16 protein-coding genes are annotated in these 16,191 nt (G+C 37.2%); 5 read left to right on the top strand and 11 right to left on the bottom strand.

The genetic code is table 11. The annotated features are described in order from the left end of the window. Positions 1-85 precede the first annotated feature (85 nt). From cysS to adk, 4 genes are all read left to right on the top strand, one after another. Positions 86-1,468: a cysteine--tRNA ligase gene (gene cysS, locus ACMAZA_RS08485; RefSeq protein ID WP_435188698.1), complete on the top strand. Its 1,383-nt coding sequence runs from the start codon at positions 86-88 to the stop codon at positions 1,466-1,468. Further along, the gene (yrfG, locus tag ACMAZA_RS08490) at positions 1,443-2,126 is read left to right on the top strand and encodes a GMP/IMP nucleotidase (protein ID WP_435188700.1); all 684 of its coding nucleotides are present in this window, start codon (positions 1,443-1,445) and stop codon (positions 2,124-2,126) included. Before cysS ends, yrfG begins: the two co-directional genes overlap by 26 nt. A 241-nt stretch (positions 2,127-2,367) precedes the next feature. Next, entirely contained in the window at positions 2,368-3,612 is a 1,245-nt protein-coding gene (locus ACMAZA_RS08495) for a 6-phosphofructokinase (protein ID WP_435188702.1), read from the top strand. A gap of 15 nt (positions 3,613-3,627) precedes the next feature. Next, positions 3,628-4,281, top strand: a complete 654-nt coding sequence (gene adk / locus ACMAZA_RS08500) for an adenylate kinase (RefSeq protein ID WP_435188703.1) — start codon at positions 3,628-3,630, stop codon at positions 4,279-4,281. Positions 4,282-4,290: 9 nt separating this feature from the next. On the opposite strand, the gene lptA is transcribed toward adk, so the two are convergent. Then, a complete protein-coding gene (gene lptA, locus ACMAZA_RS08505) occupies positions 4,291-4,776 on the bottom strand; it encodes a lipopolysaccharide transport periplasmic protein LptA (protein WP_435188705.1) in 486 nt (161 codons plus the stop codon). Beyond that, on the bottom strand, positions 4,769-5,719 hold the full coding sequence (gene lptC, locus ACMAZA_RS08510; RefSeq protein WP_435188707.1) for an LPS export ABC transporter periplasmic protein LptC: 951 nt from the start codon (positions 5,717-5,719) through the stop codon (positions 4,769-4,771). Before lptC ends, lptA begins: the two co-directional genes overlap by 8 nt. A gap of 3 nt (positions 5,720-5,722) precedes the next feature. Between lptC and thiE the strand changes: the two genes are divergently transcribed. After that, entirely contained in the window at positions 5,723-6,295 is a 573-nt protein-coding gene (gene thiE, locus ACMAZA_RS08515) for a thiamine phosphate synthase (protein ID WP_435188709.1), read from the top strand. On the opposite strand, the gene cfa is transcribed toward thiE, so the two are convergent. The 9 genes from cfa to ACMAZA_RS08560 all read right to left on the bottom strand — a co-directional run bounded on the left by cfa (position 6,285) and on the right by ACMAZA_RS08560 (position 16,060). Further along, complete coding sequence (cfa, locus tag ACMAZA_RS08520; RefSeq protein WP_435188711.1) at positions 6,285-7,421, bottom strand: cyclopropane fatty acyl phospholipid synthase; 1,137 nt, start codon at positions 7,419-7,421, stop codon at positions 6,285-6,287. The two genes, thiE and cfa, sit on opposite strands and share 11 nt — an antisense overlap. An 82-nt stretch (positions 7,422-7,503) precedes the next feature. Further along, positions 7,504-8,016 carry a disulfide bond formation protein B gene (locus tag ACMAZA_RS08525; protein ID WP_435188712.1) on the bottom strand — a complete coding sequence of 171 codons (513 nt, stop codon included), beginning with the start codon at positions 8,014-8,016 and terminating at the stop codon, positions 7,504-7,506. Positions 8,017-8,031: 15 nt separating this feature from the next. Next, on the bottom strand, positions 8,032-8,616 hold the full coding sequence (locus ACMAZA_RS08530; protein WP_435188714.1) for an HD domain-containing protein: 585 nt from the start codon (positions 8,614-8,616) through the stop codon (positions 8,032-8,034). Between the two features lie 27 nt (positions 8,617-8,643). Then, positions 8,644-9,240, bottom strand: a complete 597-nt coding sequence (locus tag ACMAZA_RS08535) for a sarcosine oxidase subunit gamma (RefSeq protein ID WP_435188716.1) — start codon at positions 9,238-9,240, stop codon at positions 8,644-8,646. Further along, the gene (locus ACMAZA_RS08540; protein WP_435188718.1) at positions 9,227-12,265 is read right to left on the bottom strand and encodes a glycine cleavage T C-terminal barrel domain-containing protein; all 3,039 of its coding nucleotides are present in this window, start codon (positions 12,263-12,265) and stop codon (positions 9,227-9,229) included. Before ACMAZA_RS08540 ends, ACMAZA_RS08535 begins: the two co-directional genes overlap by 14 nt. Further along, positions 12,262-12,546, bottom strand: a complete 285-nt coding sequence (locus ACMAZA_RS08545; RefSeq protein WP_435188719.1) for a sarcosine oxidase subunit delta — start codon at positions 12,544-12,546, stop codon at positions 12,262-12,264. The genes ACMAZA_RS08540 and ACMAZA_RS08545 overlap by 4 nt, the downstream gene beginning before the upstream one ends. A 19-nt stretch (positions 12,547-12,565) precedes the next feature. Further along, on the bottom strand, positions 12,566-13,816 hold the full coding sequence (locus ACMAZA_RS08550) for a sarcosine oxidase subunit beta family protein (RefSeq protein WP_435188721.1): 1,251 nt from the start codon (positions 13,814-13,816) through the stop codon (positions 12,566-12,568). A gap of 21 nt (positions 13,817-13,837) precedes the next feature. Next, entirely contained in the window at positions 13,838-14,944 is a 1,107-nt protein-coding gene (locus ACMAZA_RS08555; RefSeq protein WP_435188723.1) for a 2Fe-2S iron-sulfur cluster-binding protein, read from the bottom strand. Positions 14,945-15,163: 219 nt separating this feature from the next. Continuing rightward, on the bottom strand, positions 15,164-16,060 hold the full coding sequence (locus ACMAZA_RS08560) for a DMT family transporter (RefSeq protein WP_435188725.1): 897 nt from the start codon (positions 16,058-16,060) through the stop codon (positions 15,164-15,166). Between the last annotated feature and the right edge of the window lie 131 nt (positions 16,061-16,191).

Below are 16,191 nucleotides of genomic sequence, written 5' to 3' on the forward strand. Positions count from 1 at the left end.
ATAAATTGATAATCAAAATTGATAGCTACTTTCAACATCAAAACTAATATAAGTGATATTACAAAATACAGTATAAAATATTGCAATGCTCAAAATTTATAACACCCTCAGCAATCAAAAGGAAGAGTTTCAACCTATTGATGCGAACCAAGTTGGAATTTATGTTTGTGGTATGACCGTTTATGACCTATGCCATATGGGTCATGCTAGAGTCATGGTGATGTTTGATGTCATAACAAGGCATTTGAGACGAAACTTTCCTAATGTAAAGTATGTCAGGAATATCACGGATATTGATGACAAGATCATCACAAGGGCTATTGAAAATAATGAGGATATTTACTCCTTAACTAATAGGTTTATTGATGCGATGCATGAAGATGAACAGTCTTTGGGTGTCCTGAGTCCAGATATTGAGCCTAGGGCTACTGATTCGATTGACAAGATGATTGATATGATTGAATCTTTATCAAAAAAAGGATTGGCATATCAAGGAACCAATGGTGACGTATTTTATTCAGTAAGAAAATTTAAAGAATACGGGAAACTATCTGGAAAAAACTTAGATGACCTGGTAGCTGGTGCAAGGGTTGATGTTGAAAACCATAAAAAAGATCCTCTTGATTTTGTTCTTTGGAAAAAAGCTAAATCTGGCGAACCCAGCTGGCCGTCACCCTGGGGTAACGGTAGGCCTGGTTGGCATATTGAGTGCTCTGCAATGTCTAATCATTTTATTTCGAATCATTTCGACATACATGGTGGCGGCATGGACTTGACATTTCCGCATCATGAAAATGAAATTGCCCAATCTGAAGGCGCTAATAATTGTACATTTGTAAATACTTGGATGCATGTTGGTTTTGTTAATATTGATGACGAAAAGATGAGCAAATCTCTCAATAATTTTTTTACTATTCGTGATGTATTAAAAAAATATGATGGAGAGGCCCTAAGATATTTTCTTATAAGTAGCCACTACCGTTCGCCTTTAAACTATAGTGAAACAAACATTGAGAGCGCTCAATCAGCTTTAATTAGACTTTATAACGCCATAAAAGGCCTAAATCATAATTCTGTAGATTCGTCACTTCTTGAGTTTGACTATGAAGCAAGATTTAATGCAGCTTTAAATGATGATTTCAATACACCTATGGCCCTAAGTGTACTTTTTGAAATTGCTAAACAAATCAATATTGAACGAGCAGCTAACCCAAATAAAGCGAACACACTATCGAGTCAACTTGTCCAGCTCGGAAATAACCTTGGCATTCTTAATTATAATGCTGATGAATACTTGAAACGAGGATCGGAGTTGTCTGAATCTGAAATCTCTAAAAAAATTAACCAAAGAGAGGCTGCAAGAAACTCTAAAGACTTTACAATGTCAGACCAAATCAGAGATGAGCTTTTGGAGCTTGGTATTATCCTCGAAGACAGCATAAATGGAACAACTTGGCGAAGAAAATAATATTAGCCTGGATTGGAATCAAATTGATACAATCTTGCTAGACCTTGACGGAACTATCTTAGATTTAAACTTTGATTTAGAGTTTTGGTTGGAATATATTCCCCAGGTTTACTCAAAACAAAATCACATCGACTTTAAGACAGCTAAAGAAATAATCATATCAAAGATTAATTCTCAAGAAGGGAAGCTTACCTGGTATTGCTTGGATTATTGGGAAAAACAACTTGAATTAGATATTATGAAACTAAAAACTGACATCTCACATCTGATTCAAGTTCATGATCATGCCTTAACTTTTCTTCAACGTGCAAAAGATAAAAATAAGCGTATTTATTTAGTTACAAATGCCCATAGAAAAGGCATTAAACTTAAAATGAAAATGTCTAAAATCGAAGGTTTTTTTGATGAAATTATTTCATCACATGACTTTGGAGTTCCAAAACAACAGCAAAAATTTTGGAAAGAGCTAGACAAGCAAATCGATTTCAATAAAGAAAGGTCAATTTTCTTTGATGATTCTTTAGATGTTTTAGAGGCGGCTGCCAAATTTAAAATTCAAAATGTTATTGCAATCAGTAAGCCAAGTACTAAGATTGTGAAAAAAAATGTGCCAGGCTTTAGGAATATTGAAAACTTTGGTGAGGCTATGCCACATTAAGTAATCGTCATTTTAATTACCATTTCCTATGAAACAATTTGTAACAATCTCCTCCAGCTTACATTCTAAAATATTTTTTTTAACCAGAAAATTCTAACTTAATATAATTAAACAATACTTTAGAATTATTGAATACTGGATCCATACCAAATGTTATACTTTTTTAATAACTCTGAAGTGCATCTGTATGCGATAGTCAAATTTGCATACTTGAATCTTAACCTTTAATAACTAAATTATTATGAAAAATGCTTTTTATGCTCAATCTGGAGGAGTAACTGCTGTAATTAATGCTTCAGCCAGTGGAGTGATTGAAACAGCTCGAAAACATTCTGACAAAATTGGTACAGTTTACGCTGGAGAGAATGGAATTATTGGGGCTTTAACTGAAAACCTAATTGACACCTCATTGGAATCGGATGCTGATATTGCGGCACTTAATCACACACCGTCAGGTGGTTTTGGGTCTTGTCGGTATAAGATGAAATCACTCGAGGCCAATAGAGCTGAATATGAGCGCTTAATAGACGTCTTTAAAGCTCATAATATCGGTTATTTTTTTTATAATGGCGGGGGTGACTCAGCAGATACTTGCTTAAAAGTTTCTCAATTATCTGAAAGTATGGGGTATCCGATTCAGGCAATTCATATACCCAAAACTGTAGACAATGACCTTCCAGTAACTGACAACTGCCCTGGATTTGGTTCAGTAGCAAAATATATTGCCGTTTCAACAATGGAGGCAAGTTTTGATGTAGCATCAATGGCAGCAACTTCAACAAAAATCTTTGTATTAGAAGTCATGGGCCGCCATGCTGGCTGGATTGCAGCAGCTGGAGGGTTAGTAGACTCCTCAATACCAGTAGTAATTTTGTTTCCTGAGGTTGACTTTAACGAAGAGAAATTTTTAGCCAAGGTTGACAAAAATGTAAAAGAATTTGGATATTGCACCATAGTTGTATCTGAAGGAACAAAGTGGCCTGATGGCTCTTTCCTAGCAGAACAGGGTACTCGAGACGACTTTGGACATGCTCAACTTGGCGGAGCAGCGCCTGTTGTTGCGAATATCATTAAAAAATCTCTGGGCTATAAGTTTCACTGGGCTGTTGCTGACTATCTGCAGCGTTCAGCAAGACATTTAGCTTCTAACTCTGATGTAGAACAAGCCTACGCTCTTGGAAAAGCTGCGGTAGAAATGGCCCTAGATGGGAAGAATTCAATCATGCCTTCTATTGTTAGAAAATCAAGTAACCCATACCAATGGGAAATTGGCTATGGCGAATTAAAGGACATAGCAAATGTGGAAAAAATGATGCCTGAAAATTTTATTTCAAATGATGGATTTTCTATAACTGATTCATGTCGCGAATATTTACTTCCACTTATTGAAGGTGAGAATTATCCACCGTATAATAATGGTTTGCCAGAATATGTCGTAATGAAAAAAACAAAGGTAAGCAAAAAGTTGCCCCCCTTTGAAGTGTAAATAAAAGGCGTTCATATGAATATTATTTTATTAGGACCCCCTGGTGCTGGAAAAGGCACTCAGGCGGCACATATTTGTGAAAAGTTTAATATACCTCAGATTTCGACTGGTGATATGCTGCGTGCAGCAGTCAATGCTGGCTCACCGATAGGCCTGGAAGCAAAAAAAACAATTGATGCTGGGAATCTTGTATCTGATGAATTGATTATTTCTTTGGTTAAAGAAAGAATTCATTTACCTGATTGTCACAATGGTTATTTACTTGATGGATTTCCTAGAACCATTAATCAAGCCAATGCTCTTAAACTTGAAGGCATAAAAATCAACTATTGTGTTGAAGTGAAAGTTCCTGACGATGATATCGTCGAGCGAATGTCTGGTCGTCGTGTTCACTTATCTTCCGGAAGGACATACCACATTAAATTTAATCCACCTCAAGAACCCAACAAAGATGACATTACTGGAGGTGATCTAATTCAGCGTGTTGATGATAATGAAGAGATCGTCAGAGGTCGACTTAAAATTTACCATAAACAAACTGAACCATTAGTCAAGTACTATCGGACTGACGCAGATAATCCCGAAACTGGCACTAAATTCATTGCTATTAATGGCGTTGGCACTCTGGAAGAGGTTAAAGATAGAATTTCAACCGCATTAGTAAGTTAACAAACGACTCTATAAGTCAATCTTAAACTTGACTCTTTTAGTCCCATCTTCAGAGCCTTTAACTAGGACTTTATCATTATTGATGTCATATGTTAAAGAATCCCCACTGAATGAATCAAAGCCTTGGACTAGATATGCATCACCAACTAGAAAGATCATGCCCTCATTAACATCATAAGTAATTAAAGTTGCAGTAGCCTCAATGAATCGCGCCTGATTTTCTTGACTTTGAATATACTTTGCAGGTTTGTCAAGAGTACCTTTAGCAATCATGGTCTCCACTCCATCAGCATTGGTCTGAACTTGAATGATGTCAGCTGTCATTACCAAAGAGCCTTGCTTTACTTCAGCATCGCCAATGAACTCATTAAATCCAGTTGTCTCATCAACCATAACTGATTCAGCCTCAATTTCAATTGGCTGTTCAGCATCCTCAGACAAAGCAAATACAAAAGTTGAGCAAAATATAGCCATTAGTAAAATCAATTTATTCATAAACAGCAACAACCTCATCCATTAATTTAAGTTTCTTTGAAATAGCATCATAATGCATTTTTTTTGACTTTATGTCAACAGTGCTAGATTTAAAACGGCTTGGCGAATCAGACATAAAAATTTCACCTCCATTTGACTGATCAATTATCAAATCATAGCTCTTAAGTGAACTTCCTGAACCGTCCAAAATATCAACATTCCCAAGAAGTTTTGTTAATTTTGAATTCATATCTACATCTATGCCCTTGTCTGCATTTACAATATTTTGATTTGATCGGTAGACAGTAGGCTCCTTGCTAACATATTTTTTGACGCCGCCTTCCTGATTGATTAATAAATCCTTAGTATCAATTATTGCACCTGTATCCTGGAGAATTTGAACTTCACCATTTAAATTCATTATATCTCTATCAAGATCCATATCCATACCCTCTGCAATAATTTTTGCAGTCTCACCTAAATACACAATTCTGCGGTTGCTATTAATTTGCCCATCTTTAACAATTAAAAGCTCGGTATCAATCTCATGAGAAATGCCGCTCATAGTTTTAATTTCTACCTGGTCTATAAAATGAATCGCACCTGATTTAAAAATAACTGCACGATCAGACTTCAAAGTTAGATTTTTATTTTGCAATTCATCAAAAGTAGTTACTTTTACAGTTTCAAGCTGAACAGGGGCATTCTTAAAACTTTTATAAACGTCTGCTTCAATAGTATGCAATAAAACCTGGTTATTTGAATACTCCTTGATAATAAAATTATCTATTTTTTCAAGATAGGGTATGTCTGTATTCTGAGATTCAACAACTTCTTCATTGGGGGGCGGTTGACTAAAAACAAAGATATTCATCAAATTTTTTTGAAATATCCAAAGAATCGCCACCACGGCTATAATGAAAATCAGAAGTGATTGAATTTTCTTAGATCGAAAAAGTCCCATACTATGCTAAATCAAAGAATACAAGGATTGTACGGAATTACACCAGACAAAAACCTTAACATAGACATTATTGAGAATGCCATAAAAAAACATCATATCAATATTCTCCAGTATCGCAGAAAAGCAGTCAACATAGAACACAAGGTCGAAGAAGCAAAAAAACTACTTAATCTATGCAAAGAACATAATACTTTATTTATAGTCAATGATGATGTGAACCTTTGTGAGAATATAGGTGCTCATGGCATTCATCTTGGCCAAAATGATATGGATGCAAAATCTGCCAGAGAGAGACTGGGCAATCATTTTATTATTGGTGTGACATGCCATAATAGTTTGGAGCTTGCAATTAAAGCAGAACAAAATGGTGCTGACTACGTTGCACTAGGCGCTATCTTTAAATCAAGCACTAAGCCCAATGCTACTCATTGCCCTCTCACTAAAGTTGAAGAAATCAAAAAATTTATTAGTATTCCGATCGTAGGTATTGGTGGCATCAACCTAACAAATCAACATGTCGTATACCAATCTGGATGCAGCTCGGTTGCAATGATTGAAGGTCTATTTATGGATTAAGTCTGTGGGCGTTTTGATATGAGTAGCCACCTTTTAAACCTTTTTTTGACAGAACTAATTGCCATAACTGATTTCTTCTAGAGCGAAATGTACCTGCACACATCAAGAGGTAATACTCCCACATCCGCTTGAATCTTTCATCGTATTTATCCTTCAAACCATCATAGTTTTTTTGAAAATTTTCATTCCAAGCCATAAGGGTTGGATCATAGTCTTGCCCAAAATTATGCCAATCTTCTATAACAAACAACCCTTGAGCAGATTTACTTATCTGTGCTGGTGATGGAATCATACCATTTGGGAATATGTATTTATTGGTCCATGGGTCTGTCGATCTTGAAGGTGTGTTCCTGCCAATTGTATGTAGCAAAAAAAGCCCGTTATCGTCTAAACATCTTCGAGCAACCTGCATATAATCTCTGTAGTTTTTATATCCCACATGCTCAAACATTCCTATTGAAACTATTGCATCATAGGTGCCATATAAATCCCTATAGTCTTTTAATTCAAATGAGGTGTCTAAACCCTTGCAAGATTCTTGTGCATATTCCATTTGCTCCTTGGACACTGTTACTCCATGGACACTCACGCCATAGTTTTCAGCTGCATACTTCGCAAAGCCTCCCCATCCAGAGCCAATTTCGAGTACTTTCATTCCTGCCTTTAGATGCAGTTTTCTGCAGACGAGGTCTAATTTATTGACCTGTGCTTGATCCAAATTATTTGCACCATCCCAATAACCACAAGAGTAAATCATTCTTTGGTCAAGCATTAAAGCAAATAAATCATTGCCAGTATCATAATGCTCTTTGCCAACAATATAGGCACGCTTTTTTGACTGAGCATTTAAAAAATAAGCTCTTAAAACATGTAAAAGAAAGGCTGGATTTTTAATTTTTATTTGTTTATCAATCCGGCCCCATAGCATCTGATAACAAAATTGGTCTAATGCCTCACAGTCCCACCAACCATCCATATAACTTTCCCCAAGCCCCAACGACTTGCCAGATAAGACTCGGGAATAGAAAAGTTTATTGTGTACTTGGATATCAAATGGACGAGTGCCGTTGACCTGAATATCAACTGACTCTAATAGCGTGCTTACTGTTTCTTTAAAATCAGCCAAATCTTAAAAATAACTTACCCCACTTCCTACAAATCTTACCATAGAATAAATCAATTTGGAAATGCGTAATACTTACAGAAATCTAAGTTGAAGCTTTTGATTTAATAAAAGATGAAAGGCTCAAAAAGAATATGATTACAAACCAAACGAGAGACCATCCAGCCATACTTAGACCAAAAAACTCCCAAGGTATCTCTGCACAATTTCCATCGCCCATAAATAAGGCATTTATTACATCAGCAAAAGGAAACACGTCAATAATATATTCTAAAGGGGGTCCGCACAATGGCACCTCGTCTTCAGGTAGGCCTTGAAGCCATACTTGACGACCAGAAATCCAAATACCTGCTAGTGCGAAAAGAGATAAAAAAAACGAATAAACTCTGCTGACTTTGAAGCCTGGGTTGTGCAAAAAAGAAACAAAAGAGCTTAATCCGATTAGGCTATAAAAAAACTGCTGAGTAATACACAGGGTACATGGCTCAAGCCCTAAAATTTTCATACTGTAAGCAGCATAGCCAAGTAGAGATCCAACAATCAAGAAAATGATTAAATGGATTTGACGTGCTGAAAAGTTACTTATTAATAAATTCATCAATATTTCTCTGCTTTATTCCTGACCAAACCTGGCAACTCTCTCTGGGTCATCGAGCTTAGGTCGTGAAAAAAACTCATTTACCATAGGTATAAAAAACTCCAATGTCTTTGAATCGTAATTGGGATCAAAACAGTTTTGATCATAATCATGACAAAACCTTACTGCCTCAGCATACCAAGGGTGGTCAATAAATGCCTCTCTGGCATTTCTATCACCGCCTGAGTGATGAGCGTAATAGTACATCTGAAATACTCCATGATGCTTAATAATCCAATATATTTTCTCTGAAACAAATGGCCTTAGAATAGCAGCGGCCATTTCAGAATGCGAGTATGGTGCAAGAGAGTCACCAATATCATGAAATAAAACTGCCATCACCATTTCTAAATCCTCTTTAGCTAATAGTGCTCTAGTTGCACCTTGGAGAGAGTGTTCTAATCGACTAATTTGATAGCCTGATAGACTTGAATCCAAAGCCTTTAGAGCATCAATAAGCCTAGAAGGTAAGTCTTGAACATATTGAGATTCTAGTGTATCAAGGAAGGCATACTCTTCCGCTGTGCCATCCTCCATGCAAATAAAATTGACTTTATCCATGGCTAACATCTTACAGTAATATTGGCCCTAAATTCTTTTAGCGCTGTCCTTTAATAATCCGGCGACATAGTGTGAAAATGAATGTCTGATCATCATAAATATATTCTTTTTTTCACGATAGACAAAAACTGGTGCTTGTCCAAAAGTAGTTGAAACAGCTTTTCCATCTTGAAGGGACCCTTCGAGATCATAACTCATCCATCGACTCAATAGGTCAGTGGTTTTATCGCCTCTAAACTCAAGAGTTCCATATGCAGCTGAATTGTTTGTGATAGAAATACCAAGAGGAAGTTTATTAGTCTTCTCTTCAATTTCCAACATTTGTTGAGCGCTTAGGGAGATCCAAAATTCATCTGGACTGACCCAAAAGCATTTTAAATCTGAATCGCCAAAGGTCGCTAGTAATGGCCCAGGAAGCTCTATATTAAAAATATCTTTTGCTACTTTGATATTCATTTTAGAGTCTTTAGATGTTCTTAAAATGAGTAGAGATTGATCTATCACTTCTTGACAACTGACGCCTTCCTGGTTGACTAAAAAGCCTTCTTCGTCAATTAGTGTATTGAAAGTTGATCTGAATTCTGGTTCCATATTCTCATGACTACTATTTTTACTCATTGCCATCTACCTTTTCTCCATTAGTATCATAAAAGACACTACTTGAAACTTCACAAGGTATCTCCTTAAGGCCCTGCTTTTCCTGAACAATCTTCACAAGGACAGTCTCAGACATTTTTGAAAGTCCACCTTTAAGTTGAGCTAATGCGATTGATCTTCCAAGAGCTGGGCTGTAGTAGCTTGAAGTTACATAACCAACAGAGACGCCCTTATTATTAATAATATGTGCTCCCTCAGGAAGCACAACCTGATCATCTTTGGTTAGAAGGCCAACTAATTGCAATCTATCTTCCGATTTTAGTGCGGATATACTAAATGAACGACGCCCAATATAAGAAAAAGGCTTATTCTTTGCTAGAATCCAGTTCATATTAACATCCATCGGCGTCATTGAACCGTCTGTATCCTGCCCCACTATAATGAAGCCTTTTTCAGCCCGCAAAACATGCATTGATTCAGTTCCATATGGGGTGATGTTCCATTCCTTACCTTCACGAGCAACCTCATCCCATATAAAACGCCCAAAGTTTGCTTCAATATTTATTTCATAAGCCAGCTCACCAGAAAAGCTGATTCTCATAATTCTTGCTTTAACACCACAGACAGTTCCCGGGCGCCACTGCATAAACTTAAAATTTTTGCTGTCAAAATCAACATCTGAACATAACTTTTTCATCAATTTGCGCGCATTCGGCCCAACCACAGCAACTGTTGAAAACTGATCTGTTACACTACTTAGATGCACATCTAAATGACTCCACTCAGTTTGAAGCCACATTTCTAGTGTCGAATATACACTTGCAGCACCACCTGTTGTAGTTGTCATAATAAAATGGTTATCATTAATGCAAGTTGAAACACCATCATCAATAATCATTCCTTTCTCATTGCACATGAGCCCATAGCGACAGCTACCTGGTGCTAACTTCATCCATGCATTGGTGTAGACTCTTGATAAAAATTCTCTAGCATCCTTACCTTGAATATCGATTTTTCCAAGAGTTGAAGCATCCATCATTCCGAGTGAAGTTCTAACAGCACGACACTCTCTATTAACGGCTTGATGCATGTCCTCACCATCTTTTGGATAATACCATGGCCTATACCACTGCCCAACCACTTCAAATTCAGCACCACTATTGACATGTGAGTCGTGAATTGTTGTGAACCTTTGTGGATCGAAAAAATCCCCTAATTCTCTTCCAGCCATTGCTCCAAAATCAACACCTGTATAAGCTGGTCTAAATGTAGTCGTGCCAACTTCAGACATAGGGGCATCAAGAAATTCTGCGGCTACAGCAATACCATTAATATTTCCAGTTTTTCCTTGGTCAGTTCCAAAGCCCATTGCAGTATATCTCTTAATATGCTCTATTGATTGGTATCCCTCTCTAATAGAAAGTGAAACGTCCAAAGTAGTGACGTCGTTTTGAAGATCAATAAAAACTTTTGGCTTATTGAGAATTTCAAGTGGAGTAAAAAACTGATCAACATTGAAATAATTGCGGCTTTGGTTAGTGAGTTCTTGTGGATTGACTTTATTATCTTCACCCAGAGAGAGCAGAGTTAATTGTGCTTTATTCTTTGCATCAGCTATTGCATCTTTCCAGAACCCTATAGAGTTTACAGCTCCACATAACTGTCTATTCTTGCGATCTTTTTGTGCCAAGAATGATTGTGAATTTTCATCAAAATATGTTTTTCCACCGCAATGACAATCTAAATGCACTACCGGATTAAATCCTCCTGACGTTGCTAATAAATCGCAATTTAAAGTTTGAGTATCTCCAGTCAACCTCCATTTTGACTTCCAATGTGGAGGTTTAGCTTGCATTTCCACCTTAGAGATTTCAATACCAGTAACTCTACTTTTGCCTTTTGCTTTAAGAATAGCAAAACCTTGAAAAACTTCTATTCCTAAATTTCTTGCCTCTAAAACAATGTCACTTTCGACGCCAGATGCTCTAACGTCAATGACCTTAGACTCAACATTATGTTTTCTTAAATCAATTGCGGTATTGTAAATACTGTCATTATTACCATATAAAACAATTTCTTTTCCTGCAACTACATTGAATTCGTTTACGTATCGTCTTACAGACTGACTTAACATAATATTTGCCAAATCATTTGTCTCAAACAACATAGGGCGCTCATGCGCACCTGTCGCCAAGATGACTTCTTTAGTCCTAATCTTATGAAGTACTTTTCTTGCAGACTGAACGCCCTCTTGAATCATTGACTGGCCAGTTCCAATAGTCTGCAATACTTCAATATAGTTATGGTCATACCATGCATAAGCAGTTGCAGATGTTAGAATTTTTAGCCTAGAGCCTGCTTCATCTCTATACTTTAAAAGTCTTTCTTTAGTTTCTTGATACCAAAGAGTTGCAGTTTGATCAGTTGTAAATTCATTGGTTAATTCACCACCTAAATTCTCTCGCTCATCTACCAAGATAACTCTGGCTTTCTTTGAACTAGAAAGAACCTCAAGTGCGGCGCTCATTCCTGCAGCACCACCGCCGATTACGAGCACCTCGGTATGTTGAAAAATATGATCATAAACATCTTCGTCAATCTCTGAAGGCGCTTTTGAGAAGCCTGATAATGACCTGAGACGATCCTCAACAATTGACCAAACCTTCTGCTTGATAAAGGTTTTATAGTAGAAACCAGCTGGCATAAAACGATGCAGTGGCTTAATCATTGCACGAAAGTCAATCGAATGCGGGTTGCTTGAACTGACCGCACTTAAGCCATCATAAAGCATGATTTCAGTTGCCTTCATATTAGGCGTATATCTGCCACCAATTTCAAGCGAAACTAGGGCGTTTGGCTCCTCAACTCCAGCACCAATAATGCCTCTCTTTCGTCCGTATTTGAAACTTCTTGCATAATATAAAACATTGTTGGCAATTAGGGCTGACGCTAAAGTATCGCCTTTGAAACCCTTATAGGCTTTATTGTTAAAAACGAAGCTTAAGGGCTGGTTGTAATCGATAAGGCTGTTTGAATGTTTCTCTATTCTCATGACGCGTTCTCGCTATCTATTTCCTCAAAAGTCGCAACCTCGATAACTTCGTGACTAATGGTAGATCTTTTAACTAAAAAATATTTTCGACACCCAGAAGTATGTACCCATTGCTCCCAGTGGTCACCTTTTAAATTAGTCCTATAAAATACATAATCAGCCCATTCTTCATCACCTAAGGCTTCAGGATTTTCAGGTCTTGCTATAAACGCTTCTCCTGCAGGTGAAAATTCATTTTGGTCTCTAGGTTCTTTGCAATATGGACAGTGAATTGAAAACATAATATTACCTTCAAATAAACTAGTGGGCTACGCCAGCAGCGCCATGCTCATCAATCAGAGCACCCGTTGTAAAGCGATCAATATGAAATGGCACAGCTAAATCATGCTGCTTGTCTTGAGCAATTGTATGAGCAAAAACATTGCCTGACCCAGGAGTGGCCTTAAAGCCCCCTGTACCCCAACCGCAGTTGAAATAAAGCCCCTGAACCTTTGTTGGGCTAATCACAGGACAGGCATCAGGACAGACATCCACAATTCCTCCCCACTGACGATTCATACGAACTCTAGAAAAAATTGGAAATAATTCAAGAATTGCTGCAGCACAATGTTCGACTATTTTCGCACTGCCACGTTGAGCATAAGAATTATAACCATCAATACCAGCGCCAATAACTAGGTCGCCCTTGTCGCTCTGACTAACATACCCATGAACAGCATTGGACATGACAACAGTATGGAGAATTGGCTTCATTGCCTCCGAAACAAAAGCTTGTAATGGATGACTTTCTACAGGTAATCTCAATCCAGCCATTCTTGCTATGACAGATGAGTGGCCAGCACTAACGCATCCTACACGGTCTGCTAATATATCGCCCTGAGTAGTTTTAACTCCTTTGACGCGACCCTCTTCAACTTCAATATCAATTACTTCACAGTTTTGAATAATATCGACACCAAGGTTTGATGCAGCGCGAGCAAACCCCCAGGCTACGCCATCATGTCGAGCAACCCCTGCACGAGCCTGAAAAGAAGCACCCATAATTGGATACCTGACATTTTTCGATGTATTAATTATTGGAATTTGTTCTTTGATTTCTTTGTGGTCAACAACTACAGCATCGACACCATTTAAAACATTTGCATTGACTCTTCTTTCAATATCCCTCATGTCCTGGAGTGTATGTCCAAGATTGTATACACCTCTTTGACTAAACATAACATTGAAATTTAAATCCTCACTTAATCCCTCCCAAAGTCTCATTGAGTGCTCATAAAGACTGGATGCTTCATCTCTCAAGTAATTGGATCTAATAATTGTCGTATTTCTTCCAGTATTACCTCCACCTATATAACCCTTCTCAACTACAGCTACATTAGTAATACCGCACTCTTTAGCCAAATAGTAAGCTGTAGCAAGACCATGTCCGCCACCGCCAATAATAATGACATCATATTTTGATTTAGGCTTTGATGATGGTATCGCCTTATCCCAGTCCTGGTTAGCTAATCCTGCTTTTAATAGCGAATACCATGAATATTTTTTTTGCATAACGTTAACTCAACTAATAATCTATAAATCAAGCACAATATCACTTGTTGGATAAGAGCAACAAGTCAAAATATATCCCTCTTGTTCATGCGACTTTAAAAGTCCGCCTTGAGCATCCATTTCAACAGTTCCATCTAGCATTTTTGTTCGACAAGTTCCACACAAACCTTGTGAGCATGCAAATGGAACAGTAATACCTTGTTTTTGAATAGAAACTAAGATACTTGTATTGCTTCCACAAGGCAAAACATCGCCGCTCTTTTTAAGCGTGACATTATATTCATTTATTTCACTTTTTGTAACTTTATGTTCCGGCAATTCGGCATTGATTGCCATATTTTTTTGAGCAGTTGAACTCTCTATATCAAAGCTCTCTTGGTGGTAGAAATTCATATCAAAAGCAGCTGATTCAAGTATTTTTTTCACATTCTGCATATAAAGCTCTGGTCCACAACAATAGATTTCTCTTTGCACAAAATCTGGAACAAGCTTGAGGAGCATCTCGTGGCTCAAAAAACCAGTGGGTCCTTGCCAACCCTCACTAGAAACATCACAAACATAATGGCTTTTCAAATCACTTTGGTTTGATTCATAAAATTCAAGCTCGTCTTTTGAAATCAAATCCTTTTCAGATTGTGCATTATGAACAAATGCAATATCCACATCGATTGAAAGATCATAAAAATATCTTATCATCGAGAGCATTGGAGTAATGCCACTTCCCCCTGATAAAAACAAAATTTTAGGCTTTGGCTTATCTAGTGCTACGCTGAAAGAACCACCGATATCAAGAGCATCAACACAGTCACCAACTTTCAAATTATCGTGCATCCAGTTTGTCACAACACCCTCAGCCATTCGTTTGTTTGTAATAGTAATGGTGTTAGGTCTTGTTGGAGTTGATGCAATAGTGTAAGTTCGCATCACATCATTTCCATCAATTTTCAGAAAAAGGGTTGTGTGCTGCCCTGGTAAAAATTGAAACCAAGCATCCTTCTTCGATTTAAAGGTAAAACTTTTTACATTATGTGTTTCATCTTTTATATGAATACATTCCAGCGGAGAAACATCTCCCGTCCATCGAGCAAGGCCCTCTATATTAATGTTTGGAAAGACTAATTCGTTCATTCAACTTACGCCCATTCTAAAACACTCAATTGTAGCATCAGAGTCTATTAATAACTCTATAAACGCTGGTTCATGTAGGTAATTATTAATTACGAAAAATGTAAATATATCTAATTAATTATTGAATTGTTATTAGATAAAAATGTGGGAATTTTAACAATTAAAGCTTGCTAAAGCAATCTTTCATTCAAAACAAAAAAACACAGTTAATACAGTAGTTTATGGCATTGGAATGTGGTGTTTTTTTCGAGCATAGACTCCCTGCATAATGATCGCAAATAAAATTGCTAACCCTCCAATCAACGTATTTCTTGTTGGGACTTCATGAATTCCAAGAACTGGAAGCCATGCCCAAAAAATACCCAATACAACTTCAAGCAGAGAGAGCATGACGAGCTCTCCACTAGGCAGGTATTTTGCACCCAGCCCATACAATATTAGACCAATACCAACAACAAGACCGTGTGTCATGCTGATACCAATATTAGCTGATGGCATCTCAAAGCCACTACCAGTTAAAAGAATAAGAATTGTTGCCCAGATCATACAAAAGAATCCAGCAAGAGCAGGGGTTAATAACTTAGGAACCTCAGGGTTCTTTCTGATCGTAATGGTATATATAGCAAAACCTAGAGCTACAAAAAATCCGTAGATAACGCCGATGATGGTTGCTGACTTATCAGTATCCCAAACCATTATGGTAATGCCTATCGCTACAATGAGCATATTAAGTAGTGTGCTTTTACTCAGTCTCTCGCCAAGAATAAGGTATCCCAAAAATGCTGACAAAACTGGGGACACGGCAAGCATGAGCAGAGTGATTGCGACTGTGGTTGTAGTTAATGCATAAATCCAACCAAAGAATGTAACAGACATAACAAGACTACCAATAAGGCTCCATGAATCTATTCTCTTGAAGGTCTGGAAAAAGTTCCTTCCTTCCCTAAAAAGAACAAATATGAGTATGACTGAAGTTATGATTAAACCTCTGTATAGCAAATACTGCAGCCTAAAACTTTCGGCATCTTCGAGATATCTTACGAGTGGCGCTCCAAAGCTCCAGATAACACCGCTTACAACAACAAGAAAAAAACCCAGTAAATAGCTATTCTTCAACTGATTAACCCCTTTTAATATTTGACTAAAACTAATTCCCGCATTTTGTTCCTAAAATAATTTCATGTCAATCATTTTTTAATACTCAAGTTAAGAAAATCACAATAATTTTTTGCCTATATAATTCATGT

The sequence above is a fragment of the Pseudothioglobus sp. nBUS_23 genome (assembly GCF_051201565.1).
In the GTDB taxonomy this organism is placed as follows: domain Bacteria; phylum Pseudomonadota; class Gammaproteobacteria; order PS1; family Pseudothioglobaceae; genus Pseudothioglobus.